Origin of the sequence: Streptomyces sp. NPDC021080 (assembly GCF_044333225.1) — a bacterium.
Classification (GTDB): domain Bacteria; phylum Actinomycetota; class Actinomycetes; order Streptomycetales; family Streptomycetaceae; genus Streptomyces.
Map to the genome: position 1 here is coordinate 541,205 of NZ_JBIRQM010000002.1, position 24,956 is coordinate 566,160.

The 24,956-nt window shown below is 70.8% G+C and carries 17 protein-coding genes and 3 pseudogenes; 7 read left to right on the forward strand and 13 right to left on the reverse strand.

Annotated elements, in window-relative coordinates; translation table 11 throughout:
• The first annotated feature begins 61 nt into the window (after positions 1 to 61).
• The 3 genes and pseudogenes from ACH4S8_RS06430 to ACH4S8_RS06440 all read left to right on the forward strand — a co-directional run.
• Positions 62 to 610, forward strand: coding sequence for a gluconate 2-dehydrogenase subunit 3 family protein (locus tag ACH4S8_RS06430; protein ID WP_398391458.1), 549 nt, complete (start codon positions 62 to 64; stop codon positions 608 to 610).
• 10 nt (positions 611 to 620) lie between these two features.
• Complete coding sequence (locus tag ACH4S8_RS06435) at positions 621 to 1,574, forward strand: ferritin-like protein (protein WP_398391460.1); 954 nt, start codon at positions 621 to 623, stop codon at positions 1,572 to 1,574.
• A gap of 180 nt (positions 1,575 to 1,754) precedes the next feature.
• Positions 1,755 to 2,038: pseudogene (locus ACH4S8_RS06440) on the forward strand (transposase); the annotation flags it as partial.
• A 766-nt stretch (positions 2,039 to 2,804) separates the two neighbouring features.
• On the opposite strand, the pseudogene ACH4S8_RS06445 reads toward ACH4S8_RS06440, so the two are convergent.
• Both ACH4S8_RS06445 and ACH4S8_RS06450 read right to left on the reverse strand, forming a co-directional pair.
• Positions 2,805 to 3,897: pseudogene (locus ACH4S8_RS06445) on the reverse strand (ISAs1 family transposase).
• A gap of 131 nt (positions 3,898 to 4,028) precedes the next feature.
• Positions 4,029 to 5,132 carry a ferritin-like protein gene (locus tag ACH4S8_RS06450; RefSeq protein WP_398391462.1) on the reverse strand — a complete coding sequence of 368 codons (1,104 nt, stop codon included), beginning with the start codon at positions 5,130 to 5,132 and terminating at the stop codon, positions 4,029 to 4,031.
• Positions 5,133 to 5,670: 538 nt separating this feature from the next.
• Here ACH4S8_RS06450 and ACH4S8_RS06455 point away from each other — a divergent pair.
• Complete coding sequence (locus ACH4S8_RS06455) at positions 5,671 to 7,077, forward strand: Dyp-type peroxidase (RefSeq protein WP_398391464.1); 1,407 nt, start codon at positions 5,671 to 5,673, stop codon at positions 7,075 to 7,077.
• A gap of 331 nt (positions 7,078 to 7,408) precedes the next feature.
• On the opposite strand, the gene ACH4S8_RS06460 is transcribed toward ACH4S8_RS06455, so the two are convergent.
• Positions 7,409 to 7,657, reverse strand: coding sequence for a hypothetical protein (locus ACH4S8_RS06460; protein WP_398391466.1), 249 nt, complete (start codon positions 7,655 to 7,657; stop codon positions 7,409 to 7,411).
• A 70-nt stretch (positions 7,658 to 7,727) separates the two neighbouring features.
• Between ACH4S8_RS06460 and ACH4S8_RS06465 the strand changes: the two are divergent.
• Positions 7,728 to 7,927 (forward strand): annotated as a pseudogene (locus tag ACH4S8_RS06465) (glyoxalase/bleomycin resistance/dioxygenase family protein); the annotation flags it as partial.
• Between the two features lie 520 nt (positions 7,928 to 8,447).
• Here the strand turns inward: ACH4S8_RS06465 and ACH4S8_RS06470 are convergent.
• From ACH4S8_RS06470 to ACH4S8_RS06480, 3 genes are read right to left on the reverse strand one after another with little or no spacing between them, the layout of a single operon-like run.
• Entirely contained in the window at positions 8,448 to 9,950 is a 1,503-nt protein-coding gene (locus ACH4S8_RS06470; RefSeq protein ID WP_398391468.1) for a pyridoxal phosphate-dependent decarboxylase family protein, read from the reverse strand.
• The gene (locus tag ACH4S8_RS06475) at positions 9,950 to 11,314 is read right to left on the reverse strand and encodes an MFS transporter (RefSeq protein ID WP_398391470.1); all 1,365 of its coding nucleotides are present in this window, start codon (positions 11,312 to 11,314) and stop codon (positions 9,950 to 9,952) included. The genes ACH4S8_RS06470 and ACH4S8_RS06475 overlap by 1 nt, the downstream gene beginning before the upstream one ends.
• Positions 11,311 to 11,973 (reverse strand): TetR/AcrR family transcriptional regulator, encoded by a 663-nt coding sequence (locus ACH4S8_RS06480; RefSeq protein WP_398391472.1) that lies wholly within the window; start codon positions 11,971 to 11,973, stop codon positions 11,311 to 11,313. The genes ACH4S8_RS06475 and ACH4S8_RS06480 overlap by 4 nt, the downstream gene beginning before the upstream one ends.
• 303 nt (positions 11,974 to 12,276) lie before the next feature.
• Between ACH4S8_RS06480 and ACH4S8_RS06485 the strand changes: the two genes are divergently transcribed.
• On the forward strand, positions 12,277 to 13,017 hold the full coding sequence (locus tag ACH4S8_RS06485; protein ID WP_398391474.1) for a DUF4142 domain-containing protein: 741 nt from the start codon (positions 12,277 to 12,279) through the stop codon (positions 13,015 to 13,017).
• 48 nt (positions 13,018 to 13,065) lie between these two features.
• On the opposite strand, the gene ACH4S8_RS06490 is transcribed toward ACH4S8_RS06485, so the two are convergent.
• From ACH4S8_RS06490 to ACH4S8_RS06520, 7 genes are all read right to left on the reverse strand, one after another.
• Entirely contained in the window at positions 13,066 to 13,743 is a 678-nt protein-coding gene (locus ACH4S8_RS06490; protein WP_398391476.1) for a nitroreductase family protein, read from the reverse strand.
• Positions 13,740 to 14,642 (reverse strand): hypothetical protein, encoded by a 903-nt coding sequence (locus tag ACH4S8_RS06495; protein WP_398391477.1) that lies wholly within the window; start codon positions 14,640 to 14,642, stop codon positions 13,740 to 13,742. The genes ACH4S8_RS06490 and ACH4S8_RS06495 overlap by 4 nt, the downstream gene beginning before the upstream one ends.
• Before the next feature lie 137 nt (positions 14,643 to 14,779).
• A complete protein-coding gene (locus tag ACH4S8_RS06500; RefSeq protein ID WP_398391479.1) occupies positions 14,780 to 15,760 on the reverse strand; it encodes a ScbA/BarX family gamma-butyrolactone biosynthesis protein in 981 nt (326 codons plus the stop codon).
• Positions 15,761 to 15,771: 11 nt separating this feature from the next.
• Complete coding sequence (locus tag ACH4S8_RS06505) at positions 15,772 to 16,716, reverse strand: nucleoside-diphosphate kinase (protein ID WP_398391481.1); 945 nt, start codon at positions 16,714 to 16,716, stop codon at positions 15,772 to 15,774.
• Positions 16,713 to 17,879 carry an SDR family oxidoreductase gene (locus tag ACH4S8_RS06510; RefSeq protein WP_398391483.1) on the reverse strand — a complete coding sequence of 389 codons (1,167 nt, stop codon included), beginning with the start codon at positions 17,877 to 17,879 and terminating at the stop codon, positions 16,713 to 16,715. The genes ACH4S8_RS06505 and ACH4S8_RS06510 overlap by 4 nt, the downstream gene beginning before the upstream one ends.
• A 105-nt stretch (positions 17,880 to 17,984) precedes the next feature.
• On the reverse strand, positions 17,985 to 19,637 hold the full coding sequence (locus tag ACH4S8_RS06515) for a nucleotidyltransferase domain-containing protein (RefSeq protein WP_398391484.1): 1,653 nt from the start codon (positions 19,635 to 19,637) through the stop codon (positions 17,985 to 17,987).
• Complete coding sequence (locus ACH4S8_RS06520) at positions 19,634 to 22,402, reverse strand: phosphoenolpyruvate synthase (RefSeq protein ID WP_398391486.1); 2,769 nt, start codon at positions 22,400 to 22,402, stop codon at positions 19,634 to 19,636. Before ACH4S8_RS06520 ends, ACH4S8_RS06515 begins: the two co-directional genes overlap by 4 nt.
• A 497-nt stretch (positions 22,403 to 22,899) precedes the next feature.
• On the opposite strand from ACH4S8_RS06520, the gene ACH4S8_RS06525 reads away from it, so the two are divergent.
• Positions 22,900 to 24,792 (forward strand): arabinofuranosidase catalytic domain-containing protein, encoded by a 1,893-nt coding sequence (locus ACH4S8_RS06525; RefSeq protein ID WP_398391488.1) that lies wholly within the window; start codon positions 22,900 to 22,902, stop codon positions 24,790 to 24,792.
• Positions 24,793 to 24,956 lie beyond the last annotated feature (164 nt).

Consider the following 24,956-nt stretch of genomic DNA (forward strand, 5'->3'; position numbering starts at 1 on the left):
AGGCACCTAACAGCCGAGCGAGCGCGACCGGATGACGGTACAACGGAAGCGAAAGGAAGAGATGGACCAGCACAGTGCCGCCGAGGCCGGCACCGCACCGCAGGGCTACGGCACCGATCCCAACCTCGTGACGCCGCACACGCCATGGTCGCGCACCCTCTCGGAGCGCGAGCGCGCACTCGTCGGGGCCCTCGCCGACATCGTTCTGCCGGGCACCGCCGAGTACCCGGCGCCGAGTGCGATGGGGATCGCCGACTTCTTCGACGACTGGGTGAGTGCTCCCTACACGACGCAGCAGGGCCACAGGACCGTCATCACGACCGGCCTCGCCATGGTCGACGCGGAGGCGCGGCGCCAGTTCGGGACGGGGTTCGTCGAACTGGACGGCTCCCGGCAGCGCACGATCGTCGACCAGATCGCGTCGGCCACCGCGACGGACCGGAGCTTCTTCACGAGGTTCCGGTCCCTGCTGCTCGCCGGCTACTTCACCTCCGACATCGGCTTCGAGGCGATCGGCTATCCCGGGAACGTGCCGCTGCTCGCTTTTCCGGGCGTCCCGCCGGAGGCGCAGCGCATTATTGACGACGAACTCAGGAAGCTGGGGCTGTAGCGTGAATTCGGTGACCGCGGGCACTCCGCGCATGAAGACCATCAGGGAGTACGTCGAGGCGGGGGTTCTGCCGCTGGACGACCTCAAAGGCGCCTTGCAGCTCGCGATGCGGCTGGAATTCGCCACTATCCCGCCGTATCTGTGTGCGCAGTGGTCGGTCAAGGACGACCCGGACCGCACTGAGGGTGCGCTGCACAGAATCGTCAGCCAGGAGATGAACCACTTCGCACTGGCCGGAAACCTGCTGGCCGCGATCGGCGGCCAGCCGTCGATCGCGCACCCGGACTTCCTGCCGACCTATCCGGCCGACGAGCTGCCCGGCGGCATTCCGCAGCAGCTTCCGGTTGATCTGAAGCCGCTGGTCAAGCACCAGCTCGCGGTGTTCATGCAGATCGAGTACCCGGAGTTCCCCCCGATCGCCCTCCTGCGCGGGCGGCCACCTGCCACGATCGGCGCCTTCTACGACACGATCATCCAGACGTTCCAGAAGCTCGAGCCGGCGATCGACCTGAAGGCCCACGCGGTGGAGGTGCCTTTCGCAAAGCCGATCAGAACGGTCGCCGACGCGGTCGACACGATCGACCGGATCAAGCGCGAGGGGGAGGGGACGCAGGGCTCCCCCGATCAGCCGCCGGAGGAAGGGGGTAGCGGACACGCGCACTACTACCTGTTCAAGGAGCTCTACGTCCAGAAGCGGCTGGTCAAAACCGGCGGCAAGTGGAGTTTCAGCGGAGCTCCCGTCACCCTGCCGGAGGTGTACGACTTCGCGTCCTCACAGGCCCGGCCGAACCCCTCGACCGAGTTCAACCGCGCCCTGTCGAAGCTGCTGGTCGACCTGGAGACGTGCTGGACGTCTGGCGCACCGCCGAACGTGGCGGCCATGTTCCAGCTTCAGACCCTCGGGCGGGACCTGATCAAGCGAGGGATCCGTCCGGAGTTCCGGTGGGATGACGGAGCGGCCTGAGCGAGCTCTGCGCGTGCCGGCGGGACCAGCCGGACACACAGCGGCCCGGAGGCGGGCTGTGAAGTTTGCCCCGGGCATGGCGGGTATGTCGACCGGTTACGCGTAATGCCTGACAGCGCGGCCATCAGCCAGGACACGTCGCAAAAAGGGGCCCCGGCCGACGAGCCCGGCGACCATGCCCTCGGCCGGTCCCGCGGCGGTCTGACGACCAAGATCCACCTGGCCGCCGACGGCCGCTGCCGCTCACTGTGCTTCGTCCTCACACCCGGGCAGGCCGACGACGCACCCGCCTTCGAACACGTCATGGCCAAGGTCCGGATGCCACGACCCATCGAAAGACCCCGGCCCAGGCCGGATGCGGTCCTGACCGACAAGGCCTATTCATCCCGCGCCATCCGCGACGCCGCGGAATCCCGGCAGTGATCCCGGTCCCCACCGACCAGCCCCACCGCAGAAGAGACCGCAGACGTCACGACCACCAGGTACGAAGTGATCGGTGCGCTCGCACCGCCCCGAGGCGCCGTACAGAAGATTTCAGGGCCCAGGTCACAGCCACGCCCACTGAAATCTTCTGTACGGCCCGACACCTGATCTTCGCCTTCGCCGCCTCTGGCCCACCGAAGCGGGGCCAAGATCGGCCCGTTGTCGCCGCTCGCCCCGGCACGAGCATCGCGGCGATCGCGACAGCCGGGGTGGTCGACCGGCGCACGGTCTACCGGCGCTTCGCTACCCGCGAGGCGCTGACGGCCGCCGTCCACATCGCCTAGCTCGACGCCTGCGAGGAGCTCGTCGCCCGGGCCCGGCTGAACGAATCCGTGAGCTGCGCGAGCACGGGTGTCGGCCTGGCTTGAGGCGGAAGCTTCACCCCTCCCTCCACCGCAGGTCGGGCCCGCGGACCAGGCCGGGTGCGCCGGTGCGGGAGGACGGATGACGCAATGTTCCGAGTGCCTCCTGAACGTCGGGTGTGTGATCGGTACAACGGTGAAGCTGTGCGGCACGGCAGGCTCACGAGGGCTGAACCCGGGACCCAGAAGCGCCTGGGGGTGTCGTGGAAACGGCTCTGTGCCACTGAACCGGGCCTCCCAGGAACCGGTCGGCGGGTCAGGAAAGGAGCCGGCGACGTACTGCGGCGACAGTCACGATGCCGCGAAGGGGTGCATATTATGTGCCGGTCCGATCTTCTCTGTCACCCTCCCAGGCCCCGGCGAGTGCCTGGATCGTCCGGTTTGATCATGTGATGCGGTAGAGGGCGAGGACGCGGGGGCGTTCGGTGTGAGCTCGTCGTCCGGCGGCGGTGTTGACGTAGCCGACGAGCTTGAGCGCGCTGCGGATCAGGTCGCGCAGGACAGCGAGTACGGCGGGCGCGTTGTGGGTCCTGACTTGGGACTTGTCCTCGTTGAAGGTGACATCTCGACACCAGTGGACGGTGTTTTCCACGGTCCAGTGCCGCGAGCCCAGGACGCGATCTCGGCTGCGTTCGCTTCCTCGGCAGGGCGTGGAGCTGACGGGCCTGGCCGCGCTGGTTGTTCTTGATGGTCAGCAGGTAGTGAGCACCGCGTTCGCGCAGGTAGGTGGCGTGGTCGCGTTGGGCGTGGAGGGCGTCGGCGGTAACGACCGCTCCCGCGAGATCCGTGTCGTCGATCTGGTCGAGGAGTGGTGCGAACTCGGGGATTTCGTTGGTCTTCGCGCCGATCTCGCGGGAGGCGAGAGTGACACCGTCGCCGTGACGGACGGCGGACAGGACGAAGACCCGGCTGCCGTCCGGGCGTCTCGCGCCACGCAGGCACTTGCCGTCCACCGCGATCGCCCGCCGCCGCAGCCGTACGGGCTCGGCACGGGCGGCTGCCCGGTGGGCCCGGCGCTGTTCGCGCTCGGTGCCGCCGTCGGGCATCACCGGCTCTGGCCGGTGGGGCTGTGCGGACAGCAGAGGCCGAAGGTATGCGTAGCTGGCCGCGCCGATTTCACCGGAATCGAGCCTGCATAGGACGCTGCGCAGGGTCTTCTCGCTCGGCACCCGGTAGCGGCCAAGGAGCGGGTGGTAGGGCAGGCCGAAGGCGGCCAGTTCCTCCAGCGTCGCACGCCGGCACCACTCCGCCGCCGCGGTGATCGAGTCGTGGCCGGCGGGTGTCATCGCGCAGACCACCAGGGCCAGCAGCGAGGAGAGCCGGTACCGCACTCCGCAAGCCCCTCTCGGATCGGTGACCGACTCGAACTCGGCAACCAGGCCGCGGACTTGGTCCTTGGCTGCCCTCTCGCCGAGGACAGCCAGGCAGGGCGCATGAGGCGCGTGGACAGCGACAGGGGATGATGGAGGAACGAACACGGCACCTTCGTGGATCTTGCAGCGTAGAGAACTACATGATCCACAGGTGCCGTTTTCACCTGCTTCTGGGGCCCGCCGCCGAGATCAATCACCCCAGGACGAGATGATCCGGACAAGCGCCGGGGCCCTGGTCACCCTCCGGCCTCGACGTACCGGAATTCCGGACCGAAGGTCATCTCGCTGCCATCCGACAGTGGGATCTGCATCAGCTGCCGCGCCGGATTCTCCAGTTTGCGCATCTCCTTGACGGCTTGGTTCAGCAATTGTGCCGGTGTTGGCGTACTTGACGGATCAGCCTGCCAGGCGTTTTCGAGGGACCGAAGCATCGCACTGTAGTGCTGATTGAAGGTGTCAAGGAGTCCACGCACCTCACTGGAGATCGGAACCCCTCCCTGCTCCCAGCCACCGCTGGGGACTGTCCCCATGCGGGAGGTCCGTGGCATGGGAATCTCGTCGCCTTGGAAGTCGAACCGCTGCGGGTCGCTTGACACCAGGACCAGTTTTCGGCCGTGGAAAATCTCCCGGAAGGAGTAGAAGTGGGCCAGTTCCCCCGGCTGCCCCGGGAAGGGGTTGTCCGGCGACGCGGTAGTCCCTTCCCCCTGTTCCTTGATGATGGTGATGGCAGCATCTACGTCATCCAGCGATGTGAGTGCGACGACATCGTTCCCCTTGCCGTGGAACGACATGTCCCTGGTGACCTGCCTGGTTCCCTTGATGAGCTGCGGCTGGTTCCGGAACGCTTCAAGGATTTGCGTGTAGAAGGCCCCGATGGACGTGTGGACTTCCGCGTCCTCGACGACAGGGTCGTCGGGCCTCTCGATCTGGGAGTACATGTTGACCGCCTCCCTGGTCAGGCCGGTGAGGGAAACGGACAGCTCAGGCTGTACGCCGCCGGGCAGTGGGCCGGGATATTTCGGCACCAGTGCCGCGTCGGCGATCCGGGGGGCGCCGCCGATGGTGGTGAGCATGTTGCAGACCAGGCCCATGTGGGACATCTCGTCGAAGATGATTTCCTTGATCGTTTCAGAGACGTCGCCGTCACGGTCCGGATCTTCGATCGACCAGAGACCGCACAAGTAAGGGGGAAGCGTCGCCAGCTCCAGCAGGACCGCCTGCTGCAGTGCGTTTTTTAGCCACAGCTCGTCGTGTTCCTCGGCGGGCATCCGCATCAGTTCGACGATCATATTGCTTCGATAGTTGAGAACCGTGGACACAGTGGTCTCCTTCTCGCTCACGGGGGATTCTGATTCATTGTGAAATACGGCGGGTGTGCGTCACTGGAGGTGTGAGATCGCGCTGGCAGAGTTCATCCGTACGGTCGGCGCGGGTTGCGATACGTCGAATCGGCGCTCGGGGAGGAATTCCTGTGGCCCGGTAGGGATTCCCGTGTCGACTGCTGTCACATTCACCTGTTTGGCCGCGGCTCGTCGGAGTGCGAACCGGCACGACAGGCCTCCGCGGAGGTGACCGCAGAAGAGGAACGGTGCTCCTGGAGCCCGCCTTCACTCGCGAAGCTGTCGGGCAACCTCGTGCTCAGGTGAACGCAAGTCGGCAGTCGGGAGCAACTGAGGACGTGATGGCCAAGTCGCGTATCACTGAATGATCCACCAGGCTGGACATCAGGTCCTGCACCGCCCACGACAGCCTTCTGCTGCCTCCGACTGATCCAGGTCAGACGGACCCATCCACGGTGCGGGCTTCTTTTCCGGCACCGGCCACCCTGTAGGCCAGCCCGGAAGACGTCACGTTCCAGGCTCGATGAAAGGGGCCCGCATGCCCGTCGATCTCAACAATCCCCTGTCGTGGAAGAACGCCACCGGTGACGCCGACACGATGCTGCAGAATCTGCAGGCCAATATTCTGAAGGGCCACGTACGCGAACACCTTCACATCCTGCTGCTGCAGTTCGGCCAGGGCGCGGAAGCCATTGCGGAGGCGCGGGCGTTCCTGACCGGGCTGGCCCCGCTGGTGAAGTCGGCCAAGACGCAACTTCAGGAAGTGAAGGCCTTCAAGGAGAACGGGCCGATGGACGTGTCGGACGTGCCCTACGTCGGTGTGGGACTGACATTCGCAGGCTACGAACAGCTGGAACTGGCGGACCGGGCTCCCTCCGATGAGGCGTTCAGGAGGGGGATGCGGGACGACGGGGCCCGGGAAAAGCTGGGAGACCCGGAGGTCGCGCAGTGGGAAGCCGGCTTTCAGGAGACGATCCACGCCGTCGTTCTGGTCGGCGGCGCCGAAGCCGGCCCGGTGGACAGCAAGCACCAGGAGATTGAGGGTCTGCTGACGGGCTCGATCCGTGTGCTCGGCAGGGAGACGGGCCACGGCATGCACAATGCGAACGGTGATGGGATCGAGCACTTCGGCTATGTCGACGGCCGCAGCCAGCCGCTGTTCCTTACCGAGGACCTGGAGGAAGAGCTCCGCCGGACCGACGGAGTCTCCGTATGGGACCCGACCCAGCCACTGGAACGCGTACTGGTCGCGGATCCGGCCGCACCCGACCCCGCGACGGACTTCGGCAGCTACTTCGTGCTGCGCAAGCTGGAGCAGAACGTCCTGGCGTTCAGGCAGGCGGAGGAAGCCCTCGCCGATGCGTTGAAGCTTGAGAACAACGACCGAGAGCGAGCCGGTGCCATGCTCGTCGGCCGCTTCAAGGACGGCACTCCGCTCACGCTGCAGGCCACGCCCGGAACACACAGCCCGGTGATGAACAACTTCAACTACGCGAGCGACGGCGCCGCCGACAAGTGTCCGTACCAGGCACACATCCGCAAGACCAACCCGCGCGGCTCCGGCGGCTTCGGGCAGCCACCGGAAGCCGAACGCCGCCACCTGATGGCGCGGCGCGGGCAGACCTATGGCGAGCGGTCCGAGGGCGACCTTCCCGAGACCGGCGTCGGCCTGCTGTTCATGGCATTCAACTCCGATCTGAACAAACAGTTCGAGTTCACGCAGCACACCTGGGCCAACAACCCTGGCTTCCCAGAGCCCGGTGAAGGTGAGTCGGCCCCCGGTCTCGACCAGGTCATCGGGCAAGGCGATCGCCCCCCGGCGACCTGGCCGCGGGTGTGGGGCAGGGCGGAGGGCCAGGAAGTCCCTGCAATGGTGCAGGCCGTGACCATGAAGGGCGGCGAGTACTTCTTCATGCCCTCGCTCTCCTTCCTGCGCGGTCTGTGACCGGCACGCACCGACCACCACGAGCTGGAGACCTCCTCGTAGCCTTCACGGACCCTGTCCAAGGACCCGGTACTGCTGGTCCCGGTACTGCTGGTGACGATGTACTGCCGCACCGACCTCTGACCATGCACAGGCCTGGCGGCGTAGGTGTCAGGCCTGTGCGGCGGCAGGGACAGCGTCATACACCCGCCGGCGCGGCGCGCGAGCCGAGCCGGGCGGCGGTGAGACCGAGGAGCGGGTGACAGCCGCCAGGGCGATCACACTCGGCCGGCCGAGGCAGCTCAGGTGAGCTCAGGTGATTTCAGGCCGAGAACATGCCGGCTACGTCCGCTCAGGCGAACGTCTCGCCGGTGGCAGGGGTGAGGGCGGACAGATCAACGGGCTCGCCGGTTTCGAAGCCGGCCAGGGCGATGTCGGCATCAACCGCTTGCGCGGCGACGTCGAACTGGGGCCGGCCGAACTCGAAGGTGGGGCCGGCGAAGATGCCGAGCGCCGCCAGCGCCGGATCGAGGTGAGGGTTGTGGTGGAACTGTTCGGCCCGGTCGCGCAGCTCCAGCTTGGTGGGCACAGCCAGGGCCATGACGCGGGCTTGCCGTTGAACGCGCGGTCCAGGCAGGCGAGCAGGGCCGCGTACCGGGAGTTGAACCCCATCCTGCTGCTACGCCCTTCAGGACAAGGTGTGGGTCCACGGCCCGGGAAGGAGCCGTGGGAGGTGTACGTGGTCAAGGCCGACGCCGATACGCTCGGCAAAAGTGCCGATCCCAGCGCCTCCGGCGACGGTTGCTGCACCAGCCAGGCCACCGAGGAGGAGGCCCCAGCAGTTGCGGCGGGATGTGCCTGCGGCCAGTGATTCGAACGGCCCGCTCAGGCGGCGCCTGTCTGACTCAGTTTCCGTCTCATTCAGCGACGATCGCCACCGTTCACGAGGGTTCAGCCGTCGACTCACGCTGAGGATCCGGACGGGCATGAACGCAGGTGAATGGGCTGGCACCAGGCCCGACGGACCACCACCACAGTTGGAAAACGTACGGCTGCTCCCGCGGCGACGCCATGCTCGGGGCGGCCGACGCTGGCAGGTCTCTCCCTAGCCATCCATGAAGCCCGACCGTTGGCTAGGTCCCGGGTTATACCCGGGCCGCCCCCAGACAAAGCCGGGGATGCAACTGCTCTACCGTCCAGGCCAGACCGGAAACCCCGGGGTGTGAGGGCCCCCGCCCCCGCATCCCCGGACCACGGACACGATCCGTGGCGCCCGGACGCGCAGCGAACGCGGGCAACCAGAACGCCCAACACCGTCCGGGGCGTTCGGCCGAGCATGAGTCCTGGCAACAGGACCCATGCTCGCTCAGCCCACAGGAACGGTGTTGTCCTCAGCCTCCGAGATACGGACTGTAGAGCGCGGACAGGAAGCGGGTGACGATGACCTCGCGGGTCGCTGCCGGGAGGGCGTCCAGAAGGCGGTTGACCGGGGCCATCCGGGCCGCGTTGTCGCCGCTCAGGTCGACGCCCGCGGCCGGGAGCAGTGCCGCGAAGGACGCGTTGTCGAGTTCGGTCAGATCGACGTGCCGGAGCAGGTCGACGATGTCCGCGGGGGGCGTCGGGGGTCCGAGCGGACGGACGACGTCGACGCACTCGCGCAGGACGGCGAGCAGTTCGCCGACGCCCCGCTCGCTGACCCCGGTGAGGGTCAGGTGCAGGTTGGCCGGAAGGCCGTCCAGGCTGAGCTGCGGCTGGAGGAAGAAGCCGCGGGCACGGGTCTCGTCGGCGAGGGCGAACAGGTCGAGCGGGGTCTCGGCCGCCGGGTCGGTGCCGATGGCGACCAGGGTGGCCTCGGGGGTGCCGAGGACGGTGAGGCCGTCGATCTCCTCGACGCCGCTGATCAGTGCCCGGGTCGCGGCCAGGGCGGCGCGGCCCAGTTCGCGGTAGCCGTCGGCGCCGAGAGCCTGCAGCGTGGCCCACGCCCCGGCGAGGGGTCCGGCTCCCTTGCTGCTCTGGATCGTGGAGTTGACGACGGTGTAGCCGGGCCAGCCGGCACAGGCGTAGTACGCGTCCAGGCGCAGCGCCTCGTCGCGGAACAGCAGCACGGAGGCGCCCTTGGGGGCGTAGCCGAACTTGTGCAGGTCGCAGGAGAGGGAGGTGACGCCGGGGACGGAGAGGTCGAAGGCCGGGACGGGCGCGCCGGCCTCGGCGAGCCAGGGCAGCAGCCAGCCTCCGACGCACGCATCGACGTGGCAGGGGATGCCGCGTGCGGCGGCGTCGGCGGCTATCTCAGCGACGGGGTCGATGACGCCGTGGGCGTAGGAGGGGGCGGACGCGACGACGAGGACCGTGTTCTCGTTGCAGAGTTCGGCCATCGCGGCCGGGTCGGCCCGGTAGGTCGTGGGATCGACCGGTGCGCTGCGCACGGTGACCCTGAGGTAGCTGCCGGCCTTGTGGAAGGCGGCGTGGGCGGTGACGGGAACGACGATCTCGGGGGCGAGGACGTCCGGGCGGGCGTCCCGGGCGGCCTTCACCGCGAGGATGATCGACTCGGTTCCGCCGCTGGTGAAGATGCCCGGGGTGGTGTCGTCGCCGCCGAGGCGGGCCGCGGTCGCGCCGACGACCTGGCGTTCCAGCGTGACGATGCTGGGGAACGCGGTCGGGTCCAGGCCGTTGACCTCCATCATCGTCAGGTACGCCTGTTCGGCGGCCTCGCGCACTTCGGGGCGGCCGCTGTCGTAGACGTACGCGGTGGTGTTGCCGCCCCGGGTGGGGAGGTCGGCGGCGGTGAGGACGGCGAGTTCGGCGAGGAGGTCGGCGCCGGAGCGGCCGGTCTCGGGCAGGCCCGGGTGGGCGGCCGGGGCGTCGGCGGCGGTCTGCTGGGGCGTCGTCATCAGGTGGTTTCCGTTTCTCGCACGGCGCGGCGGCGGCCGTAGGCGCGCAGGGCGGGCAGGGAGAGCAGCATGAGCAGGGCGGGTACGAGGCTGAAGCCCAGGAGGATGCCGGTGCGCGCGGTGGCGGTCTGGGCGACCGGGTGGTCCAGGGTCGAGGAGACGAAGCCGGTGGCGGCCAGGGCGATGGAGTACACGCCGGGTCCGACCGCGAGGCCGACGGTCTCCCCGGCCGTCCACAGTCCGGTGAACGCGCCGGACTGGACCTGTCCGGTCCTGGCGGTGTCCGCGTGCACCGTGTCGGGCAGCAGGGCGAGCGGCAGGACCTGCAGCGCCGCGTAGCAGACGCCGAGCAGCCCGCAGAGCGCGAGCGTCGCGGCGACCGCGGTGGTGCCGCTGCCGCTGCCCGCGGCCGGGAACAGGCCCGCCGCGCCGACGGCGTAGCCGCAGGTGGCGACCGTGAGGCAGCGCAGCCGTCCCCAGCGTCCGGCGGCCTTGGCCCAGAGCGGGACGGCGACGGCGCTGGGAGCGACCAGACAGACGAAGAGCATCGAGGTCAGGCCGTAGCCGCCGAGGCGGTAGGTGGCGACGTAGGGTGCGGCGGCGAGCATGATCGCGACGGCGGCGGCCTGCAGCACGAAGGAGAGCAGCAGCGCGAAGAAGGCGCGGTTGCCGCGTGCGGTACGGAAGGCCGCGACCAGTCCGAGGGGTTCGGGTCCGGGCCGTGAGCGCACCCAGCGGGTGCCGAACGCGGGGATCAGCAGGACCGCCGCGATGACGAGGCCGACGGTCAGCCCCATCGTTCCGTACCCCTTGCGGCCTCCGCCCGCGGCGTCGACGACGAGGGGGGCCGCGCCGCCCGCGACGAGGATGCCCAGGGTCAGGAAGACGATCCGCCAGACCATGATCCGGGTGCGGACGGACGGCACGGACGACATCTCGGCGGGCAGGGCCACGTAGGGCACCTGGAACAACGAGAAGGCGCTCGCGGCCAGGACGAAGGTGACCGTCACCCACACCGCGGCGCCCGTGCCGGTCATCGGGGACAGGAACATCGCCGCGAACGCGGCGGGCAGCGCTAGTCCGCCGGCGACGAGCAGCCTGGTCCGGCGGCCGGTGCGGACGGCCTCACGGTCGCTCGCGGCCCCGACCACGGGGTTGAACACGGCGTCCCAGGCCTTCGGCAGGGCGACCACGAGTCCGGCGATGCCGGCGGGAACGCCGAGCGCGTCGGTCATGAAGTAGAGCAGCAGCAGGCCGGGGACGGTGGAGAAGACACCGGTGCCCACGGAGCCGAGGCCGTAGACGAACAGGCGGCGCCGGGTGATCTCCCCGACGGCGGCCGGGGGGACGAGGGCTGTCGTCATCCGCGCTCCTGGTCGCGCTGTTCCCGGGCGTCGAGCCCCAGATCACGCAGGACGAGGGCGCGCAGGTGGGCGCGGAAGCGGGGTACGTCGGCGCGGATGCCCGAGCGGCAGAAGCCGTGGGTGCTCCACAGAACCGTCCAGACGGTCATCTCGACGTCGGCGGGCGCGCCGGACCCGGCGGGCGGCCCGGCCGGGACGGCCTCGCGCACGGTGTCGCGGACCGCCTCGACGAGCGGCCGCGCGTAGGCGGCCTCCAGGTCGGCGAACTCGGCGGCGTCCGAGAGCCAGCGGCGCATCCACAGGGCCGGGATGTGCGGCTGGTCGAGACAGAAGTCGAGGTACCGGTCGACCAGGCCGGTGACGGCCGCGACCGGATCGGTGGGCGCGAGTTCCCGGAACGCGGCCAGCGCGTCCGTGAGCACGCGCTGCTCGGCGAGGTGGGCGCGGAGCATGACCTCCCGGTAGAGGTCCGGCTTGCCGCCGACGTGGTAGGCGACGGTGGCCATGTTCAGCCCTGCCTCGGCGGCGATCCGGCGGGTGCTCGTGCCGTCGTAGCCGTGGTCGGCGAACAGGGAGGTGGCGGCCGCGATGATGCGTTCGCGGCTGGCATCGGCGGGCGGTGGGGCGGGGGCCGGTGCGGCGGGTGGCGAGTCGGACATGGCGGGGAGGATATGCCGCGGGAACACGTCGATCAATCGATTGATGGAGACAATTTCGCGAACGTCGCCGCATCGCCCGCGGCCCGGCCGTACGCTCCTGCCGATGAAGTGCGCCGAGGGCGACCCGCCCGCTTCGCCCGGCCGGCCCACGGCCCGGCGCACCGGCGGCGCCCCGCCGGGAACCTGTGCTTCGACTGTGACGCAGAACACAGGGGGGACGTCAGATTTTACCCAGCAAAATGATCACCGGGGCCGCGGCATCCGTACCCCCTGTGAAATCTGATCAATTCGTCAGGAGGCATCATGCCCGTCTCACGCAACTTGGCAGGAACGGTCTTCGTGGGCGGCGCGGTGACCCTGACTCTCGCCGCGCTGGTATACCCGACCATGCTCGGCTACCAGACCGCGTCCAGCGCCCAGACCCGTGTCATCGCCGACACCCAGTGGGGTCCGCTCACCGAGGGCGACCGCGACTTCGTCGTCAAGGTCCGCGCGGCCGGGCTGTGGGAGTACCCCCTGGGCGAGATCGCGCTGAAGAAGGGCTCGACACCGGCGATGCGGGAGGCCGGCAAGCACCTGATAGTGGGGCACGCCCGGCTGGACGAGCTGGACCGCAAGGTCGCCGCCCAGCTGAACATCACGCTGCCCAACCAGGCGTCCCCGCAGCAGCAGCAGTTCATCGCCACCTCCGTGGCCCAGAACGGCAAGGCGTTCGACACGACCGCCGCCAACATCCTGCGCATCACGCACGGCTCCATCTTCTCCGTGATCGCCAAGGTGCGCGCCACCACCGACAACTCCCTCGTGCGCGAGCTCGCGGACCTCGCCAACGACACGGTCCTCGACCACATCACCATGATGGAGAAGACGGGCACCATCGACTTCAACCAGGTCAACGCCGCGCAGAGCGCCCCGCCCACGCTCCCCAAGGACCAGCTCACCCCGCCCCCGCCGCAGCCGGGCGCCCCCACGGTGGTCCTCACCCCGCGCCCGGACCTGAACGTGCACACGGACACCCCGACCCCCAGCCCGACGGTCGGCTGACCGGCAAAGGCCGGCGGCCTCACGTCCGGGGAACACCCTCCGGCCTCGTCAGACGGCCCCCTCGCCCCGGGGCCGGTCCGGCCGGGTGCCCTGCCAGCGGTTGTGGTGCAGGACCTGGTCCAGGGGCAGCCGTGGGCCCGGACGAAAAGTGCCGCGCAGCGGGTGGGCGGTCGGCAGCAGCGCGCCCTGGCGGACCGTCGGCGGCAGGCCCAGCAGGTCGGCGACCTCCCGCTCGCGGTCCAGGTGGACCGCCGTCCAGGCGGTGACGAGACCGCGGCTGCGCGCGGCGAGCGCGTAGCTCCAGGCGGCCGGCAGCAACGACCCCCACAGACCGGCCTGGTTGCCCGCGGGCAGCCGCCCGCCGGCCAGTTCGAGGCAGGGGATGACCAGGACGGGCACCCGGTGCAGCCGGTCCGCCAGGGCGCGGGCCGCGGTGAGCACGGAGCGCGAGGCGCCGGGCAGTTCCGCGAGCCGGCCGAGACAGGCGGCGTTGCGCTCGTAGAACGCGGCCCGGTACACCTCGGCCACGTCGGCGCGGACACGCGGGTCGGTGAGCACGATCCAGCGCCAGTTCTGCCGGTTGTTGCCGTTCGGCGCCTGCAGGGCGATCCGCAGACAGTCCTCGACCAGAGCCGGGTCCACGGCCCGGTCCAGGTCGAGACCGTGCCGGACGGACCGCGTGGTGGTCAGCAACTCCTCGCAGGACAAAGGCAGTTCGCCGGTCATGGTCGCAGCACCGCCAGGACGGTCAGCGCCAGGTGGGTGACCGCGACGAAAGCGGCCGCGGCAGGCATCGGCCACCCGCCGCGCCCCGCGGCCAGGAACCGCCGGGCGCCGTGGACGGGAAGGACGACCGCGAGGCAGGGCAGCAGCGCGAGCGGGCCCCGCGGTGCGAACAGCAGGACCTCGCAGGCGACTGCGCCGGCCGCGAAGCCCGCGGTCACCGCGGCGGCGCGCCGCGGACCGAGGCCGGCCGAGTACAGCCCGGCCCCCGGCACCGCCTCCCACGCCGTCTTGCGGGCGAACTCGAAGTGCAGGAAGACACCGGCGCACAGGGCGAGCAGCACGGCGCCGCGCCGGTCGGCGGTGACGGTGCCCGCGGTGACGAGCGAGCCGTAGACATAGCCGCCGAGCAGCAGTTGGACCGGGTAGGCGACCGCCAGGCCGAGCAACGGGCGGTCGCGCACCGCGGGGCACAGCCGTTCCAGCGGGGCGAGGAACAGCCCGTACCCGAGAGCCGCGAGGATCAGCAGGACGTCGGTCGCCGAGAGGGCCGCGTTCAGTCCGGTCACCACCGCCGTGATCGCCGCCATCGCGCCGCGCAGTTCGGCCGCGGTGATCGCGCCGGTGACAAGGGGCCGGTCCGGGTGGTGGACCCGGTCGTGGGCGAGGTCCTTCTGTTCGTCCAGCATCCGCAGGAACAGCAGGGCCAGTACGACGCTGGCGACCCGGATCCAGGTGGCGCCGGAGGGACGCCAGGCGGTGCCGGTCGCGGCCACCGCCGAGCCCTCCAGCGCGAAGACCCACAGCAGTCCGTAGGTGACGTAGAGCTGCGGCCGGAACCTGCGGAGCACGAAACGCCCCAGCCGGGCGGGCACTTGTGGGGCGGCGACGGTGGCGGTCACTGCGTCCCTCCGGGCGGGTGCGGCTCGCGCCGGTGTGTCTCGGGCCGGTGTGTCTCGGACGGATGCGGCTCGGACGAATGTGGCTCGGAGTGGGCGCGCCGTGGACGGGTGCGGCTCGGGAGAGTGTGGGCGGGGGCTCATGCGGCCCTGTGCGCGGTCGGCGCCGCCAGGGCCCGCGCCGGTCCCCCATCCGCGTCGGCGAGCCTGATCCGGCCCTCGGCGGCCAGGGCGCCGGGCCGGCTCAGGGTGCACTCGATGTCGGCACCCGGCAGGGCCGGAGCGGCCCGGCACTCCAGCGGCAGATCCATCTCGGCGAAACTGCGGAACCGCGCGGCCAGGGCGACCGGCAGCGGACTGGACGTGCGCACGGTCCCCGCGGACACGGCGGCGCGCAGGGCGAGTTGGCGGAAGGCCTCCAGCTCCAGCATGCCGGGCACGTGGTCCACCCAGTGGTCGTAGAGAGTGGGATGCGAGGTCTCGGCCACCAGGTGTGCCGTGTGGCTGCCGTCGTCCGCGGTGCGCGGCGGGGAGATGACCGTGTTGGCCGGGCTGCGCCGGCCGACGAGCGCGGGGTCGACGTGTGGTCCGCGCAGTGCGACGGGCACGGCGGGCAGGCCGAGCGCGCCGCGCTGTCCGGCCCGCAGACTCGCCCAGTCCCCGGGCGGCATCCAGGAGTAGTCGATGCGGGCCAGCAGGGCCTCGCGGCCGCCGATGGCGAGGGTGAAGCGGAGCCGCAGGCCACGGATCGCGGCCCCGGTACGGAACCGCTTGTCGATCCGGGTGGTGATGACCGCCTCGGTGGGTCCCCCTCCCCGGGTGAGGGCGGCCGGGTCCGGAACCTCGAACTCGACCGCCCGGAGCAGGAACTTGTGCCCCAGCCGGACGCCGAGGTGGCGGTGGGCGACCACGAAGATCCCCTGCCGGCAGGCCTCGAGGAGGAGGAAGGGGTCGAGGTGGGTCCGGGGCCCGAGGGTGTCGTCGTAGAAGGCGTGACGGCGGGGGAACCGCGCGGCCAGCAGCATCTCGTCGTCTCCGTGGCGCTCGGCGTCGGTCAGGAAGACCTCCGCGACCGCGGAGCGGTGCACCAGTTCCTTGGGAAGTGTCCGGGTGAACTGCACGGCTCTCTCCCTCAGTTCGCGGTGGCGTGGACGATCTCCAGGTGGCGGCGCCAGGTGTCGGTGTCGGCGCCGTCCAGCACGGGCGCGCGGCCCGGCTGCCGCATGGGGAGGACCTTCGAGCCGACGATGACGGCGTCCCACGGGTCGAGGTCGATCCCCCCTCGCCAGGCGGTCTCCAGCAGCGTGCGCGGGGTGGCGAAGGGGTCGGCGCCCCGGTGCCGGGACACGGTGTCGCGCAGCCGCGCGAGTGCGGGGTCGAAGTCGAGGTCCCGGGGTTCGGTCGCGGCGTGGAGCCGGCCGGCCAGTTCCAGCGCGTGCGCGGTGCGGTCCTCGTCGGCGAGGGCGGAGCGGAAGAGACGGTCGCGGTCGGTGTCGTCGAAGTGGACGGCCAACTCGCGCAGGACGTCGGCGGGTTCGTCGGGGGTGTGCACCAGGTTCAGCAAGTAGCTGTAGCGGCCCAGGAGATGACGGAGCTGGCCGGGCCGACGGGCGTCCGGGTCCGTGGGTCCCTTCAGCCGGGTGAGTTCGACCGAGGCGGGCACGTCCAGGTCGTACTCGGGGCGGACGAGCAGGACGAGGGCGTCGGCGTCCTCCAGGAAGAGTGCGGCCAGCCGCCTGCGGTAGGGAGTGGCGAGGTTCCACTGGAAGTACCACAGGGAGCGGATCATGGTGCGGGTCAGCCGGGTGACTGCCGCGCCGACGATCCTGAAGCCCTGCCCGGACAGCCAGTCCACGGCCGTGTGCAGTCTGCGGGCCACGACGGCGTCGGGCTTGAGCAGCAGCGCGGCGTGCCGGTGGGCGAAGCCGGTGATGTCGCCGGTGAGCGCGGCGAGCTGGTCGTGGCTCTCCTGGTAGTAGGTGTCGGCGCCGTACAGCCGTTGCTTGGCGGGATGGCAGGTCAGCAGCGGTGAGACGGGTATGCCGTACGAGGGCTCGGCGAGGTGGGCGGGGGTCATCGGTGGGTGCTCCCGTCGGGTCGGGCGGCGGCCTGCTCCTTGCGCGGGGGCGGGCCGAGATAGCCGGTCGCGAGGCAGTGGTCGAGGAGGCGGCGCAAGTAGGAGTGCGCGCCCGTCGTGGGCGGACGGTGGCCGAAGGCCTCGGCGCGGGTGGCGTCGAAGCGGACGCGGCGCCGGAAGTAGGGCGCGTACAAGGAGACGACGCGGTCGTAGTACGGGCGTTCGCGGCCGGGCAGGGCCCTGGCGGAGAACGCGGACGGCGGGATGAACCGCGGCACGTGGAAGGACGGGTACTCGGCGAGGACGTCGGACATGTCCCGCAGGGTCAGCCGGTGGCCGACGGCGTGCAGGGTACGGCCCTCGGCGTCCTGGAACCGGACGGCGGCCTCGGTCACCAGGTCGGCGACCCGGTCGACCGGGACCAGGTCGAGGACGGCGTCCTGGTGGCCGGGCACCGTGCGGACCAGCCCCCTGGTCAGGACCCGGAGCACGGGATAGATCGTCTTGAGGTCGCGGACGCGGCCGGTGCGGGTGGCGCCGGTGACGATGCTCGGGCGCACCACGGTCACCGGCAGGCCGTCCGCCGCGGCCTTGCGGACCAGGGTCTCGGCGGCCAGCTTGCTCTTCTCGTAGTCGTTGCCCGGGCGTTGGCCGAGGTCGAGTTCGTCCTCGTACGCGGTGCCCTCACGTTCCCCGCACACATAGGCGGTGCTGACGTGCACCAGGGGGGTGCGGCAGGCCAGGGCGGCGCCCAGGACGTGCCGGGTGCCCTCGACGTTGAGTCGCTCGTAGCGGCCCGGCGGCAGTCCGAAGTCGGTGACGGCGGCGCAGTGCACGATCCGGTCGGCGCCCGCGGCGAGGCGGCGGTCCGCGCCGCTCAGCCCGAGGCCGGGGCGGGTGATGTCGCCGGTGATCCGGGTCAGGGTGCCCGGACCGGCGGTGAGCTTCCTGCCGTTGTTGCGGACGAGGTCGCCGTTGCGGTGCAGCACGGCCAGCACGGTGTGGCCGGCGGCGGTGAGCCGGGCGGTCACCTCGGCTCCCACGAAACCACTGGCACCGGTCACCAGCACCGTCATCGGATCGGGAGTCGCCGGATCGAGGGTCCTCGGATCGGGAGTCGCCGAATCGGGATGCGTCTGATCGGGATGCGTCTGATCGGACATCGGTGGATCCTCCGCACGGAACGTCGGGTGGGATGCTCGGGAACCCGGGCCCGTCGGCGGGCCTCGCCGGGCCAGCCCGTCTGCGGGCCTGGTGAAGTCGGCCCGTCAGCGGACCTGGTGGGGCTGGGCCCCGTTGCCGGCCAGCAGGTCGCGGGCCTCCTCGATGGGCAGCTCCGCGCCGAGGTGAGCGCCCATGCGCAGCCAGTCGTGGCCGAGTTGGAGCGTCGCCCGCCAGGCGTACGCGGAGTCGAAGGAGAGCGGGAAGGAGTCGGCGCCGACGGCACCGCGCACCAGGGCGATGAAACGGCGCAGCTCCGCACGGAGGGCGTCGCCGTCCTCCGCCGAGTCCACGCCCCGCGCCAGGAGTTCCCCGGCGCGCACACCGATCGGCCGGGTGGAGTCGGGCAGGAGGTCCATGCGGCGTACGAGATCGGCGTCCGCGGGCAGCGGGTTGACCCCGTGGGCGCTGAACAGCCCGCGCAGCGCGGCGTGGACGGCGCGGCGCGCGGTGAGTTCGGCGACCCGCCGCTGGCCGCGCTGCAGGGCCCCGGTCAGGTCCTCGACGGCGTTCTCGACCACCACGTTGGACCACACCAGGGCCATGGCCGCGGCGGCGAACCGGTCGGCGGGCAGGGGCATCAGGTCGACGGCGCGGGATCCGGTGACGGCCGCGCCGCGCACCGACAGGAGGGGCTGCGCGGTGGAGGGCGGCGGGGTCACGGGGCCGGGCGGGGCGGCGAGCGGAAGCGCTGGGGTGACGGCTCCGGAGCCCTTCCAGGCGAGCCGGACCAGTCCGTAGCGCAGGAAGGCGGCGAGCAGCGGGCCGGGGCCGCTGACGCCGGTGGTGGCGCTCTCGGCCAGCACGCGGAGCAGCGGCCTGCCCAGGACGAGGGAGCGCCAGACGGTTCCGGCGTCGGTGCCGAGGACGAACACGTCGCGCCGGCCGCGGACGACGTGGACCCGTTCGCCGGTCTGCCAGGTGGTCACCCGGGCCACGCGTTCGACGGTGAGCCGCTCGGGCCGCCGGGGGACATCGGTGAGTCCGAGGTCCTCGGCGAAGTCGAGGCAGGCGGTCAGCCGGACCTGGGCGGCATCGGCGTCGCCGGGCGGTACGGCGGCCGCCTCCAGCTCCCAGTAGCGGTCGCGTATGTCGGTGCGTCCCGCCCGGTCCAGCTGCATGGACAGCCACTTGGGTTCGAGATAGGTCTCGCCGAGGCCCGCGGCCCAGGACTTGACGCTCTGTACGAGCGCGGCGCGGGTCCAGTCGACCGCCTCGTCGCTCTCGCCGAGGCACTGCAGGGCCATCGCGTGCCGCAGTGACTGCCGGGCCCGGTGTGCCCACCAGTCGGCGGTGATCCGGCGGAACCGCTCCACGGGCAGCAGCGCCTTCACCTCCTCGATGAGGGCGTGGCCGCGCAGCGGGTGGCTGTGCAGGACGCGCTGGCAGCGGTTGAGGAGGTCCTCGGAGAGCCGGTCCGGTCGTCCGGCTCCTTTCTCCACCTCCTGCAACTGGTCGGCCAGTTGGCGCACCGACCGGGTGCGGATCTCCACCCGTCTGCCGTCCACGAACAAAAGCGACGGCATGGTCGGCGGGTCGTCGTCGTGGCGGCTCACGAGGAGGAAGTCGATGTCGGAGGAGGGGTTGCCGAACCCTTCCGCGATGGAGCCCTCCAGGGTCACGGCCCACTCGGTGTCCGGGGGGAGTTCGGCGAGGGATTTGTCGAGCAGGTCCTGCAGCCGTTCCTCGGTGAGGATCACTGGCGTGTCTCCGTTCGGGGGCTGTCCGGGGCGGCGGCCGTGCTGTCGTGGGGCGGGTCGGCGCGTACGGTGACCGTCCCGGCGGCGCCGTCGACCCGCAGCCGGGTGCCGGTGCGGATGTCGGTGGTGACGCCCTTGACCTGGACGACGGTCGGAATGCCCAACTCCCTTGCCACAACGGCAACATGGGTCAGCGGACTGCCGCGTTCGATGACGAGGGCGGCGGCCGAGGACAGCGCGGGCACCCAGCCCGGGTCGGTGCGGTAGGTGATCAGGATGCCGCCGCCGATGTCGCGCGGGGTGTCGGTGACCACGGCGGGCCCTTCGGCGACGCCGGGGCAGCAGGGGACTCCGCTCAGTTCGCGGGCGCCGCTGGGGGCGGCCGGGCCGCCGCTCCAGCCGGCCCGTTCCAGGTTGCCGGACCAGTACGGTGCGCCGCGGGTGGTGAAGCGGGACGGAGCGTGCAGCGCGGCGTCGGCGGCCTGCTGCCTGCGCCGCAGCACGACCAGGTCCCGCAGTTCGGTGTGGACGATCATGCCCTCGTAGGCGCCCCGGATCTCCTCCAGACGCAGGAAGAAGATGTCGTCCCAGGCGTCGATGGCGCCGGCGCGCGCCAGGTCGCGCCCCAGGGCGCGCAGCATGCGCTTGGCCGCTCCGAAGGCGCGGGTGCGGCAGAACCTGAGCCGTTCCCGGTCGGCGAGCGCGGTGCGGGCCTTGGCCCGCACCCGTTCGTACACCAGGCGCCGCGGGCGGCTCAGGTGTTCGTCGAGGTAGGCGCCGGCCTCGCGGCCACGGTCCGGCGCGCCGTCGCCGTCGCCGGTGTCCGGCAGCGCTTCGCGCAGCAGGGTGAAGACTCCGGCCGGGTTCTCGCGCAGGTCGGGGACCTCCAGCTTGAGTTCGTCGGGGCTGCGGTAGCCGTAGTCCGTGATGTACGCGTCGACGGCCCGCAGGAACCGGGTGTGACCGGCGTCGTGCAGGGCCTGGTGGGCCTCGGCGTCGGAGGTGTGTTCCAGCAGTTCCAGGATCTCGGTGTCGGCACGTGCCCGGGCGGCCAGCTCACGCAGCGCCCACACGGGTTCCGCGGACTCGACGGCGGCGCCGGGGGCCGCCGCGGCCCAGGTGAACCACTCGGGCGCCGCCGGAAGCCAGCGGCGGGTGAGCAGGGCCAGAAGTCCCACGGAGAGCAGGATCGTCGCGTCGAGGGTCTGCATCGGGCCCCATTTCTCGATGAGTTCCCGCTGCAGCCGCCGGAAACGGCGGTACGTCTCGTCTCCCGGCAGTGCGTCGTAGTCGACATTGTTGAATACCGTGTACTCGCGATAGAAATCTCGATGAAACGTGGCGACCGATTTTCGGATGCTGAGAAATCTTCCGGCAAAGATGACCGTACGTGTCAGACGTGAGACCTGACCGCGCAGTCCGGGCCGGGGTGTGAACGGGTGGAGTGTGTCGGCGACTTCGTCGGAAATGCTCTCGGCGACGCCCAGGGATTTCTCCAGGACGCGCCGGCCCAGCGGGTACAGCGGGGCGAGGCGCACCATGCGGTACCAGTGGAAGAGGTTGTAGTAGACCCGTCCGTGGATATGGCCGAGCAGGTGCGGGGTCCACTCCTGCACCTCGCGCAGCCGCTTCCCGCGGACCCCGAGGGCGCGGGCGTAACTGTCGTACACCTTCGCGTAGGTGTCGGCGGCGAAGCTGTAGGTGAGCGGGGAAACGACACCGCTGAAGCTCTCGATGATGTTGGAGTTGTCCCAGAGCCGCAGGTCCCACCCGGGCCCCGGCGCGGGGTCGGCGGCCGGGGCGAGGGCCGTGACGGGCCGGCTCTGCAGGATCCACAGGGCGTCCTCGGCGATGGCCCATTCGATGTCCTGGGGGGCGCCGTACAGGGTGGTGAGGCGGGCCCCGGCCGCGTGCAGCCGCTCCAGTCGGCCGGCGGTCAGGGACAGTGCCGCGCGGTCCTCGTCGGCGACGGACGAGACCTGGCAGCCGGGTCCGGATCCGGCGTCGTAGCGCTCCTGTTTGTCGCCGATGACCGTGGTCAGCGGCTCGCCGGTGGTGGCGTCCAGGACGACGGTGTCGGCGTCGACCGCGCCCGAGACCAGCCCCTCCCCCAGCCCGGGGACGGCGCTCACGACGTACCGGTCGGGTCGTCCGGTCACCGGGTCGGCGGTGAACATCACTCCGCTGAGCTCGGGGGCCACCATGTGCTGCAGGACGACGGCGACGCCGCGGGTGCCGACGGGCAGCCGGCGCTGTGCGCGGTAGCGCAGGGAGCGCTCGGAGAACGCCGAGGCCCAGCAGCGGCGGACGTGGGCGATGACCTCGTCGAGGCCGCGGACGTTGAGGAAGGTGTCGAACTGACCGGCGAACGAGTGGCGTGCGCCGTCCTCCTGCGGGCCGGACGAGCGGACGGCCACCGCGCCGCCGCCGGCCAGTCCGTAGGCCAGTCCGATGGCGTCGGTGAGACGGTCGCCGAGCGGCGCGTCCTCGATCAGACGGGCGATCTCCGCGGCGATCCGGCCCGCTCGGGACTCGAGGTCGCCGGCGAGCAGTCGTGCCAGGTGTCCGTCCAGGCCGCCGTCGCGGCAGAATTCCGCGAATACGTCCAGGCCGATGACCGACCAGCGCGGTACTTGAAATCCGGACGCGGTCAGGGTGTGCAGGTTCTTCCCTTTTCCACCGGCCCATTCGGCGGCCGTGGATTCGTCACTGGACGGCGTGAGGACGTGCAGGGACCCGCGCTCGGATCCCGTGGTGGGCGACAATGCGCTTCCCCTCCAAGGGTGTTGCTCGGCCTCGCCCGAATGTTGCACAGCAGGGCGGGTCGAAAAAACTCCCCCGGGCCGCCGTAGGCACTTTTCGGTCGTCGTATCCCTTTCAAATTCCGGTCGTGCCCCGCATGTTCAGGACGAACGGCGGGGCCGCGAGGGGAAACGGGATGATCCAGCCGAAGTGGGTCGAGCCGGGCCGGACGGCGGGCCGGGGAACGGTGGCGATACGCGGTGGTACCACCTTGTACGTCCTGTCGCCGCCCGCGCCCCGGTGGAGCGGGGGCGCAGGGCCCGGGCAGAGTGCCGCGCGGACCACCCGGCCGCCACAAAGCCACACGTTCGGACACAGGAAGGGGATCCAGCAGAAAGGAAAGCAACAAATATTGACGCAATCAATCAGCGCTTGTAACTTCCGTCTCAGTCGCCAGGCAGTCTGAACTCGGCTGTTCCGAGGGCGAGTTGTAGCTCCACCCTCCACCTTGGGAGCACACATGCGCAGAAGAAGATCCGCCCCCTCGCGTCTCTTCCCGTCTCCCGCGGCCGGTCCGGTGTCCCGACTGCGCCGTGCCCTGCTGTCCGCCGCCGCAGTCCTCGGTCTCCTGGTGACCGTCCTGGCCGGCATGCCCGGCGTCGCCCGGGCCGCGTCGTCCCAGCCGTGCGACATCTACGCCGGCGCGGGCACCCCGTGCGTCGCCGCCCACAGCACGACCCGCGCGCTGTTCGCGGCGTACAACGGGCCGCTGTACCAGGTCACCCGCGTCTCCGACGGCGCGAGCGCCGACATCGGACTGCTGGCGGCCGGCGGTTACGCGAACGCCGACCGGCAGGACGGCTTCTGCGCGAACACCACCTGCAGCATCTCGAAGGTGTACGACCAGACGTCGCGCCACAACGACCTGTTCCCCGGGCCCGCGGGCACGGCCGGCATGGGTGCCGACCGGGGTGCGGACGCCGGTGAACTGTCCGTCACGGCGGGCGGCCACAAGGTGTACGGGATCTGGATCTCCCCCGGAGTCGGCTACCGCTCGCACGGCGCCGCGTCCGGCACGGCGGTGAACGGCCAGGCGGAAGGCGCCTACATGGTCGCCAGCGGCACCCACGTGGGCTCCGCCTGCTGCTTCGACTACGGCAACGCCGAGGCCACCCCCGCCGACACCGGCAACGGCCACATGGATGCCGTGTCCATCGCCACCACCTGCTACTTCGCTCCCTGCAGCGGCTCGGGCCCCTGGATCGAGGCCGACCTGGAGAACGGCATGTTCCAGGGCGACAACGGCTCCAACACCGCCAACAAGGGCAACAGCAGCACGTATGTGACGGCCGTCCTCAAGAACAACGGGCAGACCACGTACGCGCTGAAGGGAGGCAACGCGCAGTCGGGCGGCCTGACGACCTGGTGGGACGGGGCGCTGCCGACCCGCGGCGGCTACCGGCCGATGCAGCAGGAGGGCGGCATCATCCTGGGCACGGGCGGCGACAACAGCAACTGGAACATGGGGACGTTCTTCGAGGGCGTCATGGTCGCGGGCTATCCGACCGACGCGGCCGAGAACGCCGTCCAGGCGAACATCGTCTCCGTGGGCTACGCGGGCCAGACCAACGTCCCCAACGGGCCGCAGGCCACCATCGGCGGCCCCGGCGGCCAGTGCGTCGACGTCGCCGCGGACGACACCGGGGTGAACGGTGCCGCCGTACAGCTGTGGAACTGCCAGTCGTACGCCGAGGACCAGCACTGGACGCACAACGCCAACGGATCGCTCGGCACCATCGGCCGCTGCCTGGACATCGTCGGCAACGGCACCGCCAACGGCACCCAGGTCGAACTGTGGGACTGCAACGGGGTCGGCGGCCAGAAGTGGGTGCAGCGCGCCGACGGCTCGCTGTTCAACCCGCAGTCGGGCCGCTGCCTGGACTCCCCCAACGGCGCCACGGCCAACGGCACGCGGCTGCGGATCTGGGACTGCAACGGGTCCGCCGCCCAGCGGTTCGCGGTCAACGCGGGCGCGCCGGTCATCGGCCCCGGCGGCACCTGCGCGGATGTGGCCGGTGACGACAACGGCACCAACGCGACCGCCGTCCAGCTCTGGAGCTGCCAGTCGTACGCGGTCGACCAGCACTGGTTCCACAGTTCGGACGGCCGGCTGCACACCCTGGGCCGCTGCCTCGACATCGTCGGCAACGGCACCGCCAACGGCACCCAGGTCGAACTGTGGGACTGCAATACGGCCGGCGGCCAGATCTGGCAGCAGCAGGCCGACGGCTCGCTGCTCAACCCGCAGTCGGGCCGCTGCCTGGACTCCCCCAACGGCGCCACGGCCAACGGCACGCGGCTGCAGATCTGGGACTGCAACGGAGCCGCCGCCCAGAAGTTCGCGCTGGGCTGACCCCGCCTCGCCGCCCTTCGGCCCGGCCGGACCCGATGTCCGGCCGGGCCCGCCCGTCGCTCACCGGCACGGACGGTCCGCCCCTCCTGATCGCGCCCCGGCCGTCCCGTGTCCGCACCGGCAGAGGCGGATCCCGGACCGCCCTGTCCTGATGCTGTCGGCGC